The organism is Burkholderia sp. CpTa8-5 (genome assembly GCF_017815045.1).
Taxonomy (GTDB): domain Bacteria; phylum Pseudomonadota; class Gammaproteobacteria; order Burkholderiales; family Burkholderiaceae; genus Burkholderia; species Burkholderia sola.
Genome location: NZ_JAGIQD010000004.1, coordinates 242,912 through 259,990 on the forward strand (window position 1 = coordinate 242,912; position 17,079 = coordinate 259,990).

Sequence of the window (17,079 nt, forward strand, 5' to 3'; positions counted from 1 at the left end):
TTTTCGTCGCGTACGATGATGGGGCGGTAACACGCGCCGACCGCGTGCCGCGTTGTCGGATACCTGCCGTCGTGGTGGGCGCCTCGACACCCGGCCGGCGTTCGTTCCGATCCCGCCCCATGCCGAACCCGCGCGTGCGGCTCACCTGACTACCTGATTACCGGAGATGGCATGACCGAACCTGTTACCGTCCGCCGCGTCGGCGCGAGCGAAGCGATGGCCTGTGTCGATGCGCTGGCCGACGTGCTGATCGATTGCGTCGAAGGCGGCGCATCCGTCAGCTTCATGCTGCCGATCGAGCGGTCGACCGCCGTCGCGTTCTGGACGCGCGTGGCCGAAGGCGTCGCGAACGACGAGCGCATCCTGCTCGTCGCCGAGGACGGGGCCGGGCGGATCGTCGGCACCGTGCAGGTCGTGACCGCGCAGCCCGAGAACCAGCCGCATCGCGCGGATATCGCGAAGATGCTCGTGTCGCGGCACGCGCGCCGGCAGGGCGTCGCCGCGCGCCTGATGGCCGCGGCCGAAGCGGCCGCGCGCGACGCCGGCAAGACCGTGCTCGTGCTCGACACGGTGACGGGCGGCGACGCCGAACGGCTGTACGAACGGGCCGGCTGGCAGCGCGTCGGCATCGTGCCGAACTACGCGCTGATGCCCGACGGCGCGCTGTGCGCGACGACGTATTTCCACAAGCAGCTCGCGTAACGGCATCCCCCAAACCGCTGCCTCGATGAAACGCTCCTATGTCGCTTTCGCCCTCACGGGCCTGCTGGTCGCGCTGCCGATTGCCGCGTATGCGCTCGTCAAGCCGCTGCGCGTCGTCGCGCCCGCGCTGATTCCCGGCGTGTCGTGCCCGAGCGCCGACATCTGCACGGACGATGCCGCGAAGCTCGACGACGCACGGCAGCTCTATCGCGACGGCTACGCGCGCGCGGCCGCGGCCGTCGGCGCGTTCCGGGCTTCGCCGCGCGTCGTGTTCTGCTCGACGCGCGCGTGCGCCGATGCGTTCGGCCTCGGCTCGCGCGCAGCGCTGGCGCTCGGCGATTTCGGCGTGGCGATCGCACCGCGCGGCTGGCAGACCTACTTTCTCGCGCACGAGCTGATCCATCACCGGCAGGCGGAAGTGCTCGGCAACGTCGCGGTCGTGACGAAGCCGCGCTGGCTGATCGAAGGAATGGCGTATGCGCTCAGCGACGATCCGCGTCATCCGCTCGCGCAACCGTTCGAATCCTGGCGCACGCAGTTCGCCGCGTGGAATGCGGCGCGCGGCGCGCAGCCGCTGTGGGACGCCGCGCGGGTGGTGGAATAGCGGGAATGACGGCAATGACGATCGCGCGCGACCGGCCCCGCCATGCCGCTACGCCGGCACGGTCGGATCGTCCGGCTGCCCCACGAGCGTGCGCCGCCCCGCGTCGAGAATCTCATCGGCCAGCGCCGGATCGGTGCCGGCAATCGCGCGCGACAGCACGAGCGCGCCGATCATCTGGCTGAAGACGGCGAGCGCGTCGCGGCGCGCGTCTGCCGAGCCTTCGGCGGCCAACGTCCGCTCCAGCCGGTCGAGATAGCCGGCGACGCCGCGCGTGTAGCAGGCGCGCGCCGCGTCGGTCAGCCGCGGCGCATCGCCCGCGAACCCCGACAGCGGGCAGCCGCCTTCGACGTTGTCGCGATGCGCGGTCGACAGGTAGGCCGTCACTTGCTTCGCGACGCTGCCGGCACTTGGCGAATCCGCGCGGTCCTGCATGGCTTTCTCCATCACCGCGGCGACCAGCGCATGTTTCGATTTGAAATGGTTGTAGAAGCCGCCCTGCGTGAAGCCGGCTTCCTTCATCAGTTCCGTCAGCCCGACGGCCTCGACGCCGCGCACGCGAAACAGCCGCTCGGCGGCCGCGACGATCGCGTTGCGGTTTTCCGCGGCCTGTTGTCTCGAGACGCCCATCGATCCCTCCCTCTTTCCCGCAATTGCGTCGATTGAAAAACACAATGGTGATCACCATTGACGTGCCGACCTCGCGCTGGCACCATGCTTCGCAAAGACGATGGTGATCGACATTGAGATTCAAGTGTAGCCGACTTCGCGGACGAAGCGAAGCAACCCGGCGCAGCATGGATCGAAGTCGGTCGGCGTCCAGGGTGCGGCGAGGCGCGGGCGGCGGGACGGCCCGGCTGGCGGCACCGGCGGTGCAACGGTTCGGTACGCGATGGCAGCGTGGTTTTTCACCGGATTCCGGGCGTGTGGCGAACCGGCGCGCACGGGATTCAATCTCCGAAAGGAAGGGTCATGAAGATCGAAGGTGCAGTCGTTTTCATCACGGGCGCGAACCGCGGGCTTGGCCTCGAGTTCGCGAAGCAGGCGCTCGAGCGGGGTGCGCGCAAGGTCTATGCGGGCGCACGCGATCCGGCCAGCGTGACGCTGCCGGGCGTCGTGCCCGTGAAGCTCGACGTGACCGATCCGGCGGCGGTCGCGGCGGCCGCCGAGGCGGCGCGGGACGTCACGCTGCTGATCAACAACGCCGGCATCGCGCGGCTCGGCAGCCTGACCGACGACGGCGCGGTCGATGCATTGCGCGCACACCTGGAGACCAACGTGTTCGGGATGCTGGCGATGTCGCGCGCATTCGCGGGAACGCTCGCGGCCCACGGCGGCGGCGCGATCCTGAACATCCTGTCGGTCGCGAGCTGGACGAACCGGCCGATCCTGTCGGCCTACGGCGTATCGAAATCGGCCGCATGGGCGCTGACCAACGGGCTGCGCCATTCGCTGCGCGAGCAGCGCACGCGGGTGATCGGGCTGCATGCCGGCTTCATCGATACCGACCTGACGGCCGGCCTCGACGTGCCGAAAGCGACGCCGGCCGACGTCGTGCGCCAGGCGTACGACGCCATCGAGGCAGGGGCGGAGGAAGTGTCGACCGACGAGTTCACGCGGCAGGTGAAGGCCACGCTGTCGTCGGGCGTCTATCTGGAAGAACCGGCGCCGCGTTGACGCCGCCGGCAGGGCGAACCCGCCGCCGCGCCGTGCGCGCGGCGGCGGATCGACCCGTCAGACCGTCGTGTCGATGATGCCCGGGATCTTCACGTCCGGGTTCACGTCCGCGTCATAGTCGACGCCGGCGATCTCGAAGCCGAACAGGCGCAGGAACTCGGTCTTGTAGCCCGCGAAGTCGGTCATCTCGTACAGGTTCTCGTTCGTCACCTTGTCCCACATCGCGACGACCTTCGCCTGCACCTGCGGATCGAGCTCCTTGTAGTCCGCGCGCAGGCGGCCTTCTGCGTCGACGTGCGGCGTCGCGCCGTACAGGCTGTCCTTCAGGAGCCCGTACACCTGCTCGATGCAGCCTTCGTGCGTGCCCGTTTCCTTCATCACCTTGAACAGCAGCGACAGGTACAGCGGCATCATCGGGATCGCCGAGCTGGCCTGCGTGACGACGGCCTTCAGCACCGACACGCGCGCATCGCCGCCGTGCGCGGCCAGCTTGTCGCGGATCGACAGCACCTTCTTGTCGAGATCCTTCTTCGCTTCGCCGATCGAGCCGTTCCAGTAGATGTCGTGCGTGATCTGCTCGCCGAGGTACGTGAACGCGGTGGTCTTCGCGCCGTCGGCCAGCACGCCGGCGTCGGCCAGCGCGTCGATCCACATCTGCCAGTCCTCGCCGCCCATCACCGCGACGGTGCCGTCGATCTCTTCCTGCGTCGCCGGCTCGAGCGACACTTCGCGGATCACTTCCTTGTCGGTGTCGAGCCCGCGGAACGTGACGGCCTTGCCGACCGGCTTGAGCGTCGAGCTGATGGTTTCGCCCGTCTTCGGGTGCGTGCGGCGCGGCGCGGCGAGGCTGTAGACGACCAGGTCGACCTTGCCGAGATCCTGCTTGATGGTGTCGATCGTGACCTGCTTGACCTTGTCGGAGAATGCGTCGCCGTTGATGCTGCGCGCATACAGCCCCTTTTCGGCGGCGAATTTCTCGAACGCGGCGCTGTTGTACCAGCCGGCCGTGCCGGGCTTCGTTTCGCTGCCGGCGCGCTCGAAGAACACGCCGAGCGTGTCCGCGCCCGAGCCGAATGCGGCCGAGATCCGGGCGGCGAGGCCGTAGCCGGTCGACGCGCCGATCACGAGCACCTTTTTCGGGCCGTTGGCGATCGGGCCGTGCGAAGTCACGTAATCGATCTGTTCCTTGACGTTGGCTTCGCAGCCGACCGGATGAGTCGTCACGCAGATGAAGCCACGCACGCGCGGTTTGATGATCATGGGAGAACCTCTAGTCAGAAAGGCGGGGACGGCCTGAAATCGGAAAAATCCCGCGCATTGTAAAGGAAGCGGCCGATCGCGGGCGGGCACGGACGGCAGGCGTCGGATCGCCCGGTTATTTCTCTCTTGACAGAAATAACTGAAAAAACTAAATTCCCCACCATGGAACTCACGCCGATTGCCGAACGATTCATTCTCCACTGGGGCGAAATGGGCTCGCGGTGGGGCGTCAACCGTACTGTGTCGCAGATTCACGCGCTGCTCTACCTGGCCGGACGGCCGGTTGCGGCCGACGAGATCGCCGAGACGCTCAACGTCGCACGCTCCAACGTCAGCACGAGTCTGAAGGAGCTGCAGGCGTGGCGGCTCGCGAAGGTCGTGCACGTGCTGGGCGATCGCCGCGACCACTTCGAGACGTCGACCGACATCTGGGAGTTGTTCAAGCTGATCGTCGAAGGGCGACGGCAGCGCGAGATCGAGCCGACGCTCACGGTGCTGCGCGATTGCCTGACGAATCCGGACATCGCGAACGAGAGCCGCGAGACCGAGCAGCGCATTCGCGACACGCTGCAGTTCGTCGAGACGCTCACGACCTGGTCCGACGAAATGCTGCGGCTCAAGCCCGATACGCTGATGAAGGCGCTCGGCATCGGCGCGAAGATCAGCCAGACGGTCAGGCGCAAGCCGTCGAAGTAAGCGGTAACGGCAGAGCGGGCACGCAGCCCGCTTTTTTCGAGGTTGTTATTTCTGTCTGTACAGAAATAACTGTAAATAGAGGATGAGCATGAACGCAGTCTTGCCGTCTACCTCCCCGCCCGATCGCACCGGCGCACGCGGCATGACCGTGCTCGTCTGCGGCGCGAACGGCTTCATCGGGCAGGCGCTGTGCGCGCGGCTCGAAGCCGGCGGGCATCGCGTGTTGCGCGGCGTGCGCCGCGCGGCCGGCCCGCACGACGTCGCGATCGACTTCGCGCAGGACGTCGATCCGCAAGCGTGGCTCGCACGGCTGAAGGGCGTCGACGTGGTGATCAACGCGGTCGGCATGCTGGCCGATCGACGCGGCGCGACGCTCGATGCCGTGCATCGCGCCGCGCCGTGCGCGCTCTTTACCGCGTGCTGCCTGGCCGGCGTGCGGCGCGTGATCCAGATCTCGGCGCTCGGCGTCGAACGCGGCGATACGCGGTACTTCGCGAGCAAGCGTGTAGCCGACCGTTTCCTTCAGACGCTGCCGATCGACTTCCGCATCGTGCGCCCCGCGCTCGTCTACGGGGCGGCCGGCGCGTCCGCGCGGTTTTTCCGGATGCTCGCGAGCCTGCCTGTGCACATGTTGCCGGCGGGCGGCCATCAACGGCTGCGCCCGGTGCATGTCGACGATCTCGCCGAAGTCGTGGCGCGGCTCGTCGTACAGCCGGGCGATTCGCGGGCGGCCGACAGCCGGGTGATCGACGTGGTCGGCAGCGACGAAGTCGAATACCGCGAGATGCTGGCCGGCTACCGCGCCGCGCTCGGATTTCCGCCGGCGGCCCGCGTGACGCTGCCGGGCCCGCTGGTCGGCGCGGCGGCCGCACTGCTCGGCACGCTGCCGGGGGCGATGCTGACGCGCGACACGTGGGCGATGCTGCGCGGCGGCAACACCGGCGACCCGACGGCCGTCACGGCTGTGCTGGGCCGGCCGCCGCGCGGCCTCGGCAGCTTCATCGGCGCGGAAGCCGGCGCATTGCGCCGCGACGCGCTCGCGATGTGGCGGCGCCCGGTGCTGGTGGGCGCGCTCGCGATCGTGTGGATCTGGACGGCGATCGCGAGCGCGTTCATCCATCCGCTGCACGCGAGCCTCGCGCTGCTGGCGCCTGCGCACCTGACGGGCCTGCCCGCGCTGATTGCGCTTTACGCGGCCAGCGCGCTGGATTTCGCGTTCGGCATCGCGACCGTCGTCGCGCCGTCGCGGCGCCTGTGGGCCGCGCAGGCGGCGCTGATCGTCGCGTACTCGGCGGTCATCGCGGTCACGATGCCGGGCCTGCTGGCCGAACCGTTCGGCCCCGTGCTCAAGAACGTGCCGATCCTCGCCATCCTGTTGATCCTCTATTCAGAAGAAGAACACGCATGAATACCTATCTCGTCATCAAGGCGCTTCATATCCTGTCTTCGGTGCTGCTGGTCGGCACGGGGTTCGGCACCGCGTTCTACCTGTTCTTCGCGAACCGCACGCGGTCGGTGCCCGCGATCGCGGCCGTGTCGCGGCTCGTCGTGCGCGCGGACTGGTGGTTCACGACGCCGGCCGTGATCTTCCAGCCGGCGTCCGGGCTGTGGCTCGCGCACGCGGCCGGCTGGCCGTGGCATACGCCGTGGCTGCTCGCGTCGATCGTGCTGTATGCGGTCGCCGGTGTGTGCTGGCTGCCGGTCGTGTGGCTGCAGCTCGAACTTGCATCGATGGCGAAGCTCGCGCACGCGAACGGCGATGCCGCGTTGCCCGAGCGCTACTGGCGCTATGCGAAGCGCTGGGAACTGCTCGGCTATCCGGCGTTCTTCGCGATGCTGACCGTGTATTTCCTGATGGTGGTCAAGCCGATGTAAGTCTGCCGCCGTCGCGTTGGGGCGGCGGCGTACGCGGGACAGCAGTCAATCGATCGATTCATGATGCTTGCAATAACAAGCAGGAGTGCGAAGCATGGGATCAAGTGAAATGGTTCTCCACTTCGATGGGCGATGTCCGCTCACCCCGCGCCGCATCGTCGTGCGCTGGATGTACGCAGCCGCGATCGCGCACCTGCTGGTCGGCGCAGCCATTCCGTGGATCGCCGGCGCATCTTGGCTCGACGTGTATCACCGCGACATCGAGTGGCATTTCTGGACGGGAGCCGCGCCCGAAGCCGCGCGCGCCCAGCAGGTCTGGTGGATGTCGCTGCTCGGCGCGACGGTGCAGTGCGCGTCGGTCTGGATGCTCGCGCTCGTCCATCTCGGCAACCGGCTGCGGAAACGGGAAGTGTGGGGCTGGCTGCTGGCCGGCCTGTCGATCTGGGCGCCGCAGGACATGCTGTTGTCGTGGCAGGCGCAGGTGTGGAGTCACGTGGCGATCGACGTTGCTGCACTCGTCGCGATGGCGCCGCCGCTCGTCTGGCTTTGGAGGAGGGATACCGCATGAACACGTTGCCTGCTTTCGACTGGGCGCTCAACCTGCTGATCGTGCAGGGCGCGATGGGCGCATTCGATACGCTTTATCACCACGAACTCACGCAGGACCTGCCGCACAGCCCGCGCGCGCGGCTCGAGCTGGCGATTCATGCGGTGCGATCCGTGCTGTACGGCCTCGTGTTCGCGTCGATCGCGAACGTCGCGTTTCACGGCGCGTGGGTCGCGGCGCTCGCGACGGTCGTGCTCGTCGAAGTGGTGCTGACGTTGTGGGATTTCGTCGTCGAGGACCAGAGCCGCAAGCTGCCGGCGACCGAGCGCGTGCTGCATACGCTGCTGGCCGTCAACGGCGGCGCGCTGTTCGGAATGGTCGCGATGCAGCTCGCCGTGTGGGCGCACGCGCCCACCGCGCTGCACGCGATCGACGTCGGCTGGCGTGGCTGGCTGCTCAGCCTGTTCGCCGTCGGCGTGACGCTGTCGGGCGTGCGCGACGGGATCGCAGCATACCGCATCGCGCCACGCGCGCCGGCCGCCAACCCGTTCGCCCGGCAGCGGCCGGGCAACGTACTCGTGACTGGCGGGACCGGCTTCATCGGCGAAACGCTCGTGAACCAGTTGCTCGATGCCGGGCATACGGTCACGTTGCTGGCACGCGATCCGTTGCGCGCGGCTTACCTGTTTCAAGGCCGCGTGCGCAGCGTGACGTCCGTCGACCAGTTGCAGCCGCACGAGCGCTTCGACACGGTGATCAATCTCGCCGGCGCGCCGGTGCTGGGCGCACGCTGGAGCAAGCGCCGGCGGGCGCTGCTGCTCGCCAGCCGCGTCGGCGTCACGCAGGCGCTGATGCGCTGGGTGGAAACCGCCGTGGTCAAGCCGCGCACGTGGATCCAGGCGTCCGCGATCGGCTACTACGGCGTGCGGCCGGGCGACGAACGGCTCGACGAGGGCAGCAGTACCGGCGCCGGCTTCATGTCCGAGCTGTGCCGGCAGTGGGAGGCGGCCGTGCAACCGCTCGAGCGCCACGGCGTGCGCGCGGTGGTGCTGCGGCTGGGCATCGTGTTCGGCCCGGGCGGCGCGTTGCGCCCGATGCTGCTGCGGCATTACGTCGGGCTGGGCGGCCGATTCGGCGACGGCGCGCAGGTGATGAGCTGGATTCACCGCGACGACGTGCTGCGGATCGTCGCGCGAGCGATGACCAACGCGGCCATGCATGGCGTCTACAACGCGGTCGCACCGGTGCCGCTGACCCAGCGCGCGTTCGTGCGGGTCGTGACGAAGGTGCTGCGCCGTCCGGCGTTCCTGCACGTGCCGGCCGCGCCGCTGCGCGCCGCGATGGGCGAGATGGCCGAGCTGCTGCTGGACGGGCAGCGCGTGGTGCCGGCACGGCTGCATCAGGACGGATTCATGTTCCGGTTCCCGACGGCCGAGCACGCGCTGCGCGACCTGACGAACCGGCCGCACACCGATTTCGCGCCCGCGGTCTGCCGTTTCCCGCGAGGTCGTGTATAAATTCGGCGTGAACGCGTTCGGCGTGTGCCGTGCGCGCCGAACGCTCCGCACCCGACCTCACAAGGAGACTGCATGCTGCACGTCCTCGGCAAGATTCCGTCCATCAACGTCCGCAAGGTGCTGTGGTTGTGCACCGAACTGAACCTGCCGTTCGAACAGGAAGACTGGGGCGCGGGCTTCCGCACGACCCACGATCCGGCCTATCTCGCGCTGAATCCGAACGCGCTCGTGCCCGTCATCAAGGATGACGATTTCGTGCTGTGGGAATCGAACACGATCATCCGCTACCTCGCGAACCGCTACGGCGGCGATGCGCTGTATCCGGCCGAGCCGCAGGCGCGTGCGCGCGTCGACCAGTGGATCGACTGGCAGGGCTCGGACCTGAACCGCTCGTGGGTCGGCGCATTCCTCGGCCTCGTGCGCAAGTCGCCCGACCATCAGGATCCGGACGCTATCGCACGGTCGATCGCGGGCTGGACGACGCACATGCGCGTGCTGAACGCGCAGCTCGACAAGACCGGCGCGTACGTGGCCGGCAACACGTTCACGCTCGCGGATATCCCGATCGGTTTGTCGGTGAACCGCTGGTTCGGCACGCCGTTCGAGCATCCGGACCTGCCGGCGGTGTCGCGCTACATCGAACGCCTCGCGACGCGCGAAGGGTTCAAGCAGTACGGCGGCAGCGCGAATCCGTAATGCAGCGCGGATAGCGCGTGAAGCGGCGGCGTCGTCACGGCCGCCGCCGTAGCGCGTGCGGCGGGCAAGCGCCCGTCGTCACGCACCGGGGGCCGGCACCGCGTCGAGCACGCGCGCGAGAAACGCCTCGTGATTCCACGCGGCTTCCGGCCGCGACAGCCCGAGCCGCACGATCACCAGCTCGCGGCTCGGCACCACGCTCACGAACTGACCTTCATGGCCGACCGCATGAAACGCGTCGACCGGCATCGCGCGCGCATGCGGACCGGGATCGTTGAACGGCTCCGGCACCTTCACCCACAGCTGCGCGCCGAATTCCTGCCGCGTCGACTGCGGCGTCGCGCGCGTCAGGTAATGCACCCAGCCTTCCGGCAGCAGCCGCTGCCCGTTCCACACGCCGTCCTGCAGCAGAAGCTGACCGAAGCGCGCCCAGTCGCGTGCGCTCGCATACAGGTACGACGCGCTGACGAGCGTGCCGGACGCATCGGGCTCGAACACCGCGCTGCGCATCCCGAGCGGCGCGAACAGCGCGCGGCGCGGAAACGCGAGGTAGTCGGCGTCGCTGCCGCCCAGCGCTTCGCGCATCACGCGCGCGACGATCGCGCTCGTGCCGCTCGAGTACGACCACTGTGCGCCGGGCGTCGCGGCAAGCGGCTTCGCCGACGCGAACCGCGCGGTATCGGGTTGCGTGAACAGCATCACCGCGACGTCGGACAGCGGGTCGTCGTAGTCCTCGTTGAATTGCAGGCCGCTCGTCATCCGCAGCAGTTCGTCTAGCGTGATGGCCGCGCGCGGATCGCCGCTGCCGCGCCATTCGGGCAGCAGCGCCGACGTGTCCGGCGACAGCTTGTGCCGCGCGACCAGCGTGCCGACCAGCGCGGCGGTCACGGTTTTCGTCATCGACCAGCCGGGCAGCGGCGTGTCGGCCGTGAAGCCGCGCGCATAGCGTTCGGCGATCACCTGGCCGCGCCACATCACGACGACCGCGCGCGTGCGCCGCGGCCGCGCCGGATCGGGTTCGTCGAACGCGCGGTCGAGCGCGGTCTGCAGCTTGCGTGCGTCGATGCCGGCGGGCGGCGTGGCCGGTGCGGGTGGGTCGGGCGGCGCGACCGGCGGATCGGGGAGGGGCGGCAACGCGGCCGGCAAGGTGGCCGCCGCCGCACCGGTCGGGGCCCCGAGTGCGAGCGTGCAGCCGAGCCCGGGTCGGAAGTCGGCTGCGCGTTCGGCGAAGCCGACGAAGGTCGCCATCGCGCGATGATGGTCGGGATCGAGCGACGGGCGTACCAGTTTCAGCAGCGGATGGACGCCGGCCATGATGTCGACGTCGATCACGGACGCGGCCGGGCGGCCCGACACGAATACGCCCGAGCACAGCGCCTTGGCCGCATAGCCGGTTGCGATCGGCGCGAGCCGGGACAGCATGTAGCCGGTGTAGCCGATAGCGGCCACGAGGGCGAGCGCGACACCGCGCAGAATCAGCTTTTTGAGGGGGATCGTCATGCGCGAGCGTCCTCGGTGGCGTGCCGGCCGGCAACGATCCGGCAGTGTCGCAGGTTCGGGCGATGCGTTGCAATCGCGGCCGCGTGACGCGTGACGACGATCGCATGCAGTCACGTCGCCGGCCGCTCGACAATTCGGCGCGCGTCGCGCGAGTTGATATCGGGCCGGCCGTCGGCCGATAATCGTCCGGCATTGCTGTCCTAGTCCCACTGTCCAATCGAGATCGGAAAACGCCATGTCCTACGACAACAACAACCCGTTCGCCAAAATCCTGCGCGGCGAACTGCCGTGCGTGAAGGTCGCCGAAGACGACGCGACGCTCGCGATCATGGATCTGATGCCGCAGGCCGACGGTCACGTGCTCGTGATCCCGAAGGAGCCGGCCGCGCAGATCTTCGAGCTGTCCGGCGACGCGGCCGCGGCCGGCATCCGGATGGCGCAGCGCGTCGCGGCGGCGGTGCGCGCGGCGCTCGAGCCGGACGGCGTGTTCATCGGCCAGTTCAACGGCGCGGCAGCCGGCCAGACGGTCCCGCATGTGCATTTCCACGTGATTCCGCGCTGGGAAGGCGCGGAGCTGCGGATGCACGCGCGGGACATCGCCGACGCCGCGACGCTCGAAGCGCTCGCGCAGCGCATTCGTGCCCGCTTCGTGTAACAACCCGTCCGCACCCGGCGCGGCGGCCGTCCACCGGCCGGCCGCTGCGCCGCCAGAGCCTGTTTCAGCGGTCACACCAGGTAACACGTGTAACCGCCCGGGAAACTCGGCCGGCCGGGCCCGGCGCTAGACTCCGCGCATTGTTTCATCGAGCGACAGGAGGGGCGGATCGCCTCTTCGTGCCGGCCGTCGCGTGGTGCGGCGACACGCGGCGGCGCGGTCTTCGCGAGATGCCGTTCGTCTTTCGCGCCGGGAACCGAGCCATGTCCAGACTTCTCATCACGCTTGCCCTGATCGGCGGCCTGTCCGGCTGCTATGTCGCGCCGCCGTACGGCTACGCGCCCGCGCCGGCCTACTACGGCTATGCCCCCGCGTATTACGCGCCGCCCGTCACCGTCGGCATCGGCGGCCACTTCCACATCCGCTGATCCGTCGCAGCACGCCGGCCGCGGCCATACCGGCCCGGTCGGCTGCCGTTGGCCGGACGATGCCCGCGCGTTCGCGCGCGGCATCACGGTGCTGCACGGCGCGCGGGCTGCGCGGTTCCTATACTTCACAGGAATGCGTATCCCCGCGAGGCCGTCATGACAGCCACCCCCAAGGTCATCGTTCTGTCGAGCCTGTCCACGCTCGTCTATCTCGGGCTCGCCGTGCTCGGCATCGGCGGGTTCGCTGCATTCTTCTCGCATCCCCAGCTGACCGTCGTCGCGCTCGCGACGCTCGCGATGGCCGTCACTGCGCTGTTCACCGAAGGCAACCTGAGCAGCGGCGAGCGCGAGCGTCGCGACAACCGCTGGGTGCTCGCGGCGTTCGCGGTGAGCGGCTTCCTGCTCGCGTACCTGCCCGCGCTGACCGACCGGCTCGACGTCTGGACGTTCGGCGGCGACACGGTGCGCTGGATCGGCGTCGCGCTGTACCTTGCGGGCGGCGTGCTGCGGATGTGGCCCGTGTTCGTGCTCGGCAAGCGCTTCAGCGGGCTCGTCGCGATCCAGCCGGGCCATACGCTCGTGACCGGCGGCATCTACAGCCGCATCCGCAATCCCAGCTATCTGGGCCTGGTCGTCAATTCGTTCGGCTGGGCGCTGGCGTTCCGCTCGGGCGTCGGCGTGCTGCTGGTCGTGCTGACGTTCGTGCCGCTCGTCGCGCGGATCCGCTCGGAAGAGGCATTGCTGCGTTCGCAATTCGGCGCCGAGTACGACGCGTACTGCGCGCGGACGTGGCGGTTGCTGCCCGGCGTGTACTGACCCTCTTCATCTTCTCCCTGACCGTCGTTCGGAGGCCCACGCCGCGGCATGTGCAGATGTGTTGCCACGTGTGTCTCGAATGTGCGGCCGCTTGCATCACCGGCCTGTCGCGATGCGGGGCCAGAACCGTGCCCAAGCCAATGCCGGCAAGGGTTTCAGCCGGATTCGGCGGGCGCGTTTATCGTCTGTTATTCGTAAACAACTTGTTACCACAATGTCCACGGCAGGAATGCGGGACCGGTGCTATTCTTCGCCGCAAGCTCGTTGAAATGAATTGGTCCGCGGTTCGGCACAATGCCTGCCCCGACGTCGATCGATTCAGATCGTCGTACCGAGCGGACCTCGATAACCAGAATTGCGAACAAGGAAGAATACGGGAATGTGGAAGAAAATCGCCCCCGCTCTCGTCGTCGCCGCGTTGACCGGCGCGACTGCACTGCCGGCAATGGCCGGTGACTTGAACAACGCGCTCGGCGGCGCGCTCGGCGGGGTTGCCGGCGCAGCGGTCGGCGGCGCGGTCGGCGGCAGCACGGGCTCCGTCATCGGCGGCGCGATCGGCGGCGGCGCCGGCGGCGCGGTGACGTCGAACCGTCGCGAGCGTACCGGCGCGATCATCGGCGGCGCCCTCGGCGGCGGCGCGGGTACCGCGGCAGGCAACGCGATGGGCGGCCGCACGGGCGGCCTGCTGGGCGCGGCCGTCGGCGGCGGCGCCGGCGCGGCACTCGGCGGCAACATGTCGCGCAGCTCGTACGATCGCGATCACGGCGACCGCGGCTACCATCGCCGCAAGCATCGCCACCACCGCGACTGGGACTGATCGCCGCTGGCGCGGCCCGGTGCGCGACCCGCGCACCGGCGCGCCGACGGCGTCGGCATCCCGACGCGAGCCTCAGCCCGGCGCGCTGCCGGGCCGCTTCGCCGGCCACGCCGGCGATTCTCCTCCGGCTTCATCAGCCGCTGCCATGTGCCCGATCGACGGGCCGGCAATTCTCCTTCCGCTGTTTTCTCCGTTTCTCGACGACACCCGTTGCCGCGTCCGAATGTGCGCGGGCAGGGTCGGTCGAATGCCGTCCACTTTTCCTTCGACACGTCGGCTCGTTCTGACCTGACCGTATCTCGCGGCCCTGCCGCAGCGGTCCGCTGCCGCGCACGTTTCGACTGCCTTCGATCCGCGTAACGGGATGCATCGAGACCGGCGCTTTGCACGCTGCGTTGTCGTGCACGGACCCATCGCGCGAGCGTTCGCAACCGTCAGGATTTCCCCGATAGCCGGCGCGCCCCGCAACGCTTCCCCACCGCGCATCGCGGGCGCCGGTGGGTAGTGCGAAATCGAATGCATGTCATCGCAACATTTAATTGGTCGATCGAGATCGACTTCGCTATCGTCGGCGATGCTCGCGTACCGAGTCGAACCGTGCCGCCATCCGCGCCTCGCTGCATGATCGCGAGGGCCGCGGCCTGACCGCCGGCCCGACCATCCGGGCCGCCGCGTCCGCTCGACGGACGGACCCGATGCGAAGCCTGGCCGACCGACCGAAGGCGCATGCGCTTTCAAGCCACCCCGGCAACGACGTCCCGCCGTCGTCTGCGCGTTTCACGCGCAGGCGAACCGCCCGACGCCGTTTGCGCCCGGGGCCGGACCAACCCATTGCCTGGATGCACTATGTCTAAGACAACGTATTACGCGCCGCATGGCGGCCACCCGCCGCAGACGGATCTGCTGACCGATCGCGCGATGTTCACCGAGGCGTACGCGGTGATCCCGAAGGGAGTGATGCGCGACATCGTCACGAGCTGGCTGCCGTTCTGGACCCACACGCGCCTGTGGGTGATCGCGCGCCCGCTGTCGGGTTTCGCGGAAACCTTCTCGCAGTACATCGTCGAAGTGAATCCGGGCGGCGGCAGCGACAAGCCCGAGCAGGACAAGCACGCCGAAGCCGTGCTGTTCGTCGTCGAAGGCGAAGCGGAGCTGACGCTGCAGGGCAAGCAGCACACGCTGAAACCGGGTGGTTACGCATTCATTCCGCCGGGCGCGGACTGGACGCTGCACAACGTCAGCGATGCCGCGGTGCGTTTTCACTGGATCCGCAAGCACTATCAAGTGGTCGACGGCATTCCGCTGCCGGACGCGTTCGTGACGAACGAGCAGGACGTCGAGCCGATTCCGATGCCGGGCACCAACGGCGCATGGGTGACGACGCGCTTCGTCGACATGAGCGACATGCGTCACGACATGCACGTGAACATCGTGACGTTCGAGCCGGGCGGCGTGATTCCGTTCGCCGAAACGCACGTGATGGAGCACGGCCTGTACGTGCTGGAAGGCAAGGCCGTTTATCGGCTGAACCAGGACTGGGTCGAGGTGGAAGCCGGCGACTTCATGTGGCTGCGCGCGTTCTGCCCGCAGGCATGCTATTCGGGCGGGCCTGGGCGGTTCCGTTATCTGCTGTACAAGGATGTGAACCGTCACATGAATCTGACGCTGAACCCGGCGCGCTGAAGGCGCGGCGCAGGTCGGATATGAAAGCCCGTCGGTGTTTGCCGGCGGGTTTTTTTTCGCGTTCAGCGTAGGGTCAGACAGTCAGCGGATAGGCTGTCCGACAACCCGAGCCCACACCGCCCGAAGGCGTCGCGCGCGGTCTTCGAAGAGATATGACGCCGCAAGCGCCAAGAGACCTGAAATCGCACCCGTCACGATGTGCTCGACATAGGGGATGCGGTAATGACTCGTGTGCGAGTAGGCGTCGCCCAACGTCGTCAGGACGCCAACGATCAGCGCATTGCCGTATCGATGCGCGTAGAGTTTCGAGGCGGGCGTGAAAGTCAGAAGTATCGCCAGGAGCCCGGTCAGCAGACCCGTATGAAAGGCGATAGTCCAGTGGGTAACGCTCATGACGTTTCCCCAGCTCCCGGGCATGCAGGTCATGCACGCGCTGGTCGGCTGCCAGAAGCGCTGGATAAACAGTCGGACGCGGTGCTTCCACTCGGTTGACATGATGCGTTTCCATCAATGCCGTCGTCACGGCCGTTGCCACTATACGTAGATGGGTCGGCGGTGCGCCGTAGAGGCCGGGTAATCACCTCGATATCGGGGAATACTACTCCACGATCAGACGGCCGCGGTTTCGAACGAGCCCGGAGTTCAGCGCTTGCGTCTATCTGTGCGGCACCGTCCGTCCGGTGGTCTTCGCCGCTTCCCCGCAGACATTCGCGATGGGCTGTTTTCATGGTCGACGCGTATCGCTACAGCTCGAGCGCAGCCGCCGCAAGCATCGCAACCTGCAGCCGCGTATCGGCCGGCTGCTCGTCCTCCATCAACCACACCGCCGACAGCCCGGCCCACGCGAGTATCCACTTCAACAACCGTCCCCGTTCGAGCCGCGCCGCATCGGCCACGACCACGACACGCCGTTCGAAACGCACCGGATCGACCGCGATCTCATGCGCAGGATTGCAGAACAGATTCGCATAATCGAACGCGTGCTCGCCGCGCAGTCCTTTCGGGTCGATCGCGCGCCAGCCGCGATCGCCGAAATGAAGCATGTTGTCATGGTGAATGTCGCCGTGCAGCACGACTTCGTCGACGGATGGCCCGGCCAGCAACTGACGAGCGACCGCCGCCGAACGGCGCAGCGTATCATTGTCGGCATCGCTCGACAGCAACGCATAGAACCAGTCATGCAGCGGCACGACCTGCGGCACCTGCGGCGCACGATGCGCGTGCAGCCGCGCGACGACGTCGCACGCGATGCGCATCGTGTCGTCGTCGTGGCCCGCGGCCGACAACACGGCGAGCGTCGGCGTCGGCTGCGCGCGTTCGAGCAGGATCGCGTCGCCGTCGTGCTGCCACACTTGCGCAGCGCCTTGCCCGTTCCACCACGCCATTAGCGCATTTCCACGCCGCTCTTCGTCGCAAGTGGCGACTTTCAGCATCGCGGGCCGCGCATGCCAGACGACCGGCAGCAGGCCGCCGCTTGCGGTCAGGATCGGGCCGCCGTCGGGGACGAGGCCCCACAGGTCGAGGTATCGATCGAACATCCGACGATGGTACAAGCGAACCGGCTCGCGCGCCCGGCGCACTCGACCGCAACGACATGCCGCAAACCCCG

At 68.1% G+C, this 17,079-nt stretch carries 18 protein-coding genes and 1 pseudogene; 14 read left to right on the forward strand and 5 right to left on the reverse strand.

The genetic code is table 11. From position 1 onward, the window contains the following. Positions 1-171 precede the first annotated feature (171 nt). Together J8I35_RS09070 and J8I35_RS09075 are read left to right on the forward strand one after the other, a co-directional pair. Positions 172-702, forward strand: a complete 531-nt coding sequence (locus J8I35_RS09070) for a GNAT family N-acetyltransferase (RefSeq protein ID WP_209925043.1) — start codon at positions 172-174, stop codon at positions 700-702. A 25-nt stretch (positions 703-727) separates the two neighbouring features. Further along, positions 728-1,306 (forward strand): hypothetical protein, encoded by a 579-nt coding sequence (locus tag J8I35_RS09075; protein WP_050012172.1) that lies wholly within the window; start codon positions 728-730, stop codon positions 1,304-1,306. A gap of 48 nt (positions 1,307-1,354) precedes the next feature. Here J8I35_RS09075 and J8I35_RS09080 read toward each other — a convergent pair whose 3' ends face one another. After that, positions 1,355-1,933, reverse strand: a complete 579-nt coding sequence (locus tag J8I35_RS09080; protein WP_176016280.1) for a TetR family transcriptional regulator — start codon at positions 1,931-1,933, stop codon at positions 1,355-1,357. A gap of 342 nt (positions 1,934-2,275) precedes the next feature. On the opposite strand from J8I35_RS09080, the gene J8I35_RS09085 reads away from it, so the two are divergent. Further along, the gene (locus J8I35_RS09085) at positions 2,276-2,980 is read left to right on the forward strand and encodes an SDR family oxidoreductase (RefSeq protein WP_089489858.1); all 705 of its coding nucleotides are present in this window, start codon (positions 2,276-2,278) and stop codon (positions 2,978-2,980) included. 57 nt (positions 2,981-3,037) lie between these two features. Here the strand turns inward: J8I35_RS09085 and fabV are convergent, their stop codons facing one another. Beyond that, the gene (gene fabV, locus J8I35_RS09090) at positions 3,038-4,240 is read right to left on the reverse strand and encodes an enoyl-ACP reductase FabV (protein ID WP_089437238.1); all 1,203 of its coding nucleotides are present in this window, start codon (positions 4,238-4,240) and stop codon (positions 3,038-3,040) included. A gap of 162 nt (positions 4,241-4,402) precedes the next feature. On the opposite strand from fabV, the gene J8I35_RS09095 reads away from it, so the two are divergent. From J8I35_RS09095 to J8I35_RS09120, 6 genes and pseudogenes are all read left to right on the forward strand, one after another. Then, entirely contained in the window at positions 4,403-4,936 is a 534-nt protein-coding gene (locus tag J8I35_RS09095) for a MarR family transcriptional regulator (RefSeq protein ID WP_050012168.1), read from the forward strand. Between the two features lie 88 nt (positions 4,937-5,024). Then, positions 5,025-6,344 carry an SDR family oxidoreductase gene (locus J8I35_RS09100; protein ID WP_209925044.1) on the forward strand — a complete coding sequence of 440 codons (1,320 nt, stop codon included), beginning with the start codon at positions 5,025-5,027 and terminating at the stop codon, positions 6,342-6,344. Then, positions 6,341-6,811: a DUF2269 domain-containing protein gene (locus tag J8I35_RS09105; RefSeq protein WP_050012166.1), complete on the forward strand. Its 471-nt coding sequence runs from the start codon at positions 6,341-6,343 to the stop codon at positions 6,809-6,811. Before J8I35_RS09100 ends, J8I35_RS09105 begins: the two co-directional genes overlap by 4 nt. Positions 6,812-6,956: 145 nt before the next feature. After that, positions 6,957-7,379 (forward strand): annotated as a pseudogene (locus J8I35_RS09110) (DUF393 domain-containing protein); the annotation flags it as partial. Next, positions 7,376-8,875 carry a TIGR01777 family oxidoreductase gene (locus J8I35_RS09115; RefSeq protein WP_209925045.1) on the forward strand — a complete coding sequence of 500 codons (1,500 nt, stop codon included), beginning with the start codon at positions 7,376-7,378 and terminating at the stop codon, positions 8,873-8,875. The pseudogene J8I35_RS09110 and the gene J8I35_RS09115, both read left to right, overlap by 4 nt. 72 nt (positions 8,876-8,947) lie before the next feature. Beyond that, positions 8,948-9,571 (forward strand): glutathione S-transferase, encoded by a 624-nt coding sequence (locus J8I35_RS09120; protein WP_050012163.1) that lies wholly within the window; start codon positions 8,948-8,950, stop codon positions 9,569-9,571. 78 nt (positions 9,572-9,649) lie between these two features. Here J8I35_RS09120 and J8I35_RS09125 read toward each other — a convergent pair whose 3' ends face one another. Further along, positions 9,650-11,071: a serine hydrolase gene (locus J8I35_RS09125; RefSeq protein ID WP_209925046.1), complete on the reverse strand. Its 1,422-nt coding sequence runs from the start codon at positions 11,069-11,071 to the stop codon at positions 9,650-9,652. A gap of 235 nt (positions 11,072-11,306) precedes the next feature. Between J8I35_RS09125 and J8I35_RS09130 the strand changes: the two genes are divergently transcribed. From J8I35_RS09130 to J8I35_RS09150, 5 genes are all read left to right on the forward strand, one after another. Next, complete coding sequence (locus J8I35_RS09130; RefSeq protein ID WP_050012161.1) at positions 11,307-11,726, forward strand: HIT domain-containing protein; 420 nt, start codon at positions 11,307-11,309, stop codon at positions 11,724-11,726. A 263-nt stretch (positions 11,727-11,989) separates the two neighbouring features. Then, complete coding sequence (locus J8I35_RS09135) at positions 11,990-12,154, forward strand: hypothetical protein (RefSeq protein ID WP_162838116.1); 165 nt, start codon at positions 11,990-11,992, stop codon at positions 12,152-12,154. Positions 12,155-12,310: 156 nt separating this feature from the next. Continuing rightward, complete coding sequence (locus J8I35_RS09140) at positions 12,311-12,970, forward strand: isoprenylcysteine carboxylmethyltransferase family protein (protein ID WP_209925047.1); 660 nt, start codon at positions 12,311-12,313, stop codon at positions 12,968-12,970. A 379-nt stretch (positions 12,971-13,349) separates the two neighbouring features. Next, positions 13,350-13,787 (forward strand): hypothetical protein, encoded by a 438-nt coding sequence (locus J8I35_RS09145; RefSeq protein WP_050012159.1) that lies wholly within the window; start codon positions 13,350-13,352, stop codon positions 13,785-13,787. An 846-nt stretch (positions 13,788-14,633) separates the two neighbouring features. After that, a complete protein-coding gene (locus J8I35_RS09150) occupies positions 14,634-15,470 on the forward strand; it encodes a bifunctional allantoicase/(S)-ureidoglycine aminohydrolase (RefSeq protein WP_050012158.1) in 837 nt (278 codons plus the stop codon). Positions 15,471-15,551: 81 nt separating this feature from the next. On the opposite strand, the gene J8I35_RS09155 is transcribed toward J8I35_RS09150, so the two are convergent. Both J8I35_RS09155 and J8I35_RS09160 read right to left on the reverse strand, forming a co-directional pair. Then, entirely contained in the window at positions 15,552-15,965 is a 414-nt protein-coding gene (locus J8I35_RS09155) for a hypothetical protein (protein WP_209925048.1), read from the reverse strand. A 248-nt stretch (positions 15,966-16,213) separates the two neighbouring features. Further along, on the reverse strand, positions 16,214-17,008 hold the full coding sequence (locus J8I35_RS09160; RefSeq protein WP_209925049.1) for an aminoglycoside phosphotransferase family protein: 795 nt from the start codon (positions 17,006-17,008) through the stop codon (positions 16,214-16,216). Positions 17,009-17,079: the final 71 nt, after the last annotated feature.

Coding starts and splice junctions, on each gene's coding strand:
- J8I35_RS09130 (WP_050012161.1), top strand. CDS start 11,307: ATGTCCTACGACAACAACAACCCGTTCGCCAAAATCCTGCGCGGCGAA.
- J8I35_RS09155 (WP_209925048.1), bottom strand. CDS start 15,965: ATGTCAACCGAGTGGAAGCACCGCGTCCGACTGTTTATCCAGCGCTTC.
- J8I35_RS09095 (WP_050012168.1), top strand. CDS start 4,403: ATGGAACTCACGCCGATTGCCGAACGATTCATTCTCCACTGGGGCGAA.
- J8I35_RS09100 (WP_209925044.1), top strand. CDS start 5,025: ATGAACGCAGTCTTGCCGTCTACCTCCCCGCCCGATCGCACCGGCGCA.
- J8I35_RS09145 (WP_050012159.1), top strand. CDS start 13,350: ATGTGGAAGAAAATCGCCCCCGCTCTCGTCGTCGCCGCGTTGACCGGC.
- J8I35_RS09080 (WP_176016280.1), bottom strand. CDS start 1,933: ATGGGCGTCTCGAGACAACAGGCCGCGGAAAACCGCAACGCGATCGTC.
- J8I35_RS09140 (WP_209925047.1), top strand. CDS start 12,311: ATGACAGCCACCCCCAAGGTCATCGTTCTGTCGAGCCTGTCCACGCTC.
- J8I35_RS09160 (WP_209925049.1), bottom strand. CDS start 17,008: ATGTTCGATCGATACCTCGACCTGTGGGGCCTCGTCCCCGACGGCGGC.
- J8I35_RS09150 (WP_050012158.1), top strand. CDS start 14,634: ATGTCTAAGACAACGTATTACGCGCCGCATGGCGGCCACCCGCCGCAG.
- fabV (WP_089437238.1), bottom strand. CDS start 4,240: ATGATCATCAAACCGCGCGTGCGTGGCTTCATCTGCGTGACGACTCAT.
- J8I35_RS09125 (WP_209925046.1), bottom strand. CDS start 11,071: ATGACGATCCCCCTCAAAAAGCTGATTCTGCGCGGTGTCGCGCTCGCC.
- J8I35_RS09075 (WP_050012172.1), top strand. CDS start 728: ATGAAACGCTCCTATGTCGCTTTCGCCCTCACGGGCCTGCTGGTCGCG.
- J8I35_RS09120 (WP_050012163.1), top strand. CDS start 8,948: ATGCTGCACGTCCTCGGCAAGATTCCGTCCATCAACGTCCGCAAGGTG.
- J8I35_RS09085 (WP_089489858.1), top strand. CDS start 2,276: ATGAAGATCGAAGGTGCAGTCGTTTTCATCACGGGCGCGAACCGCGGG.
- J8I35_RS09070 (WP_209925043.1), top strand. CDS start 172: ATGACCGAACCTGTTACCGTCCGCCGCGTCGGCGCGAGCGAAGCGATG.
- J8I35_RS09105 (WP_050012166.1), top strand. CDS start 6,341: ATGAATACCTATCTCGTCATCAAGGCGCTTCATATCCTGTCTTCGGTG.
- J8I35_RS09135 (WP_162838116.1), top strand. CDS start 11,990: ATGTCCAGACTTCTCATCACGCTTGCCCTGATCGGCGGCCTGTCCGGC.
- J8I35_RS09115 (WP_209925045.1), top strand. CDS start 7,376: ATGAACACGTTGCCTGCTTTCGACTGGGCGCTCAACCTGCTGATCGTG.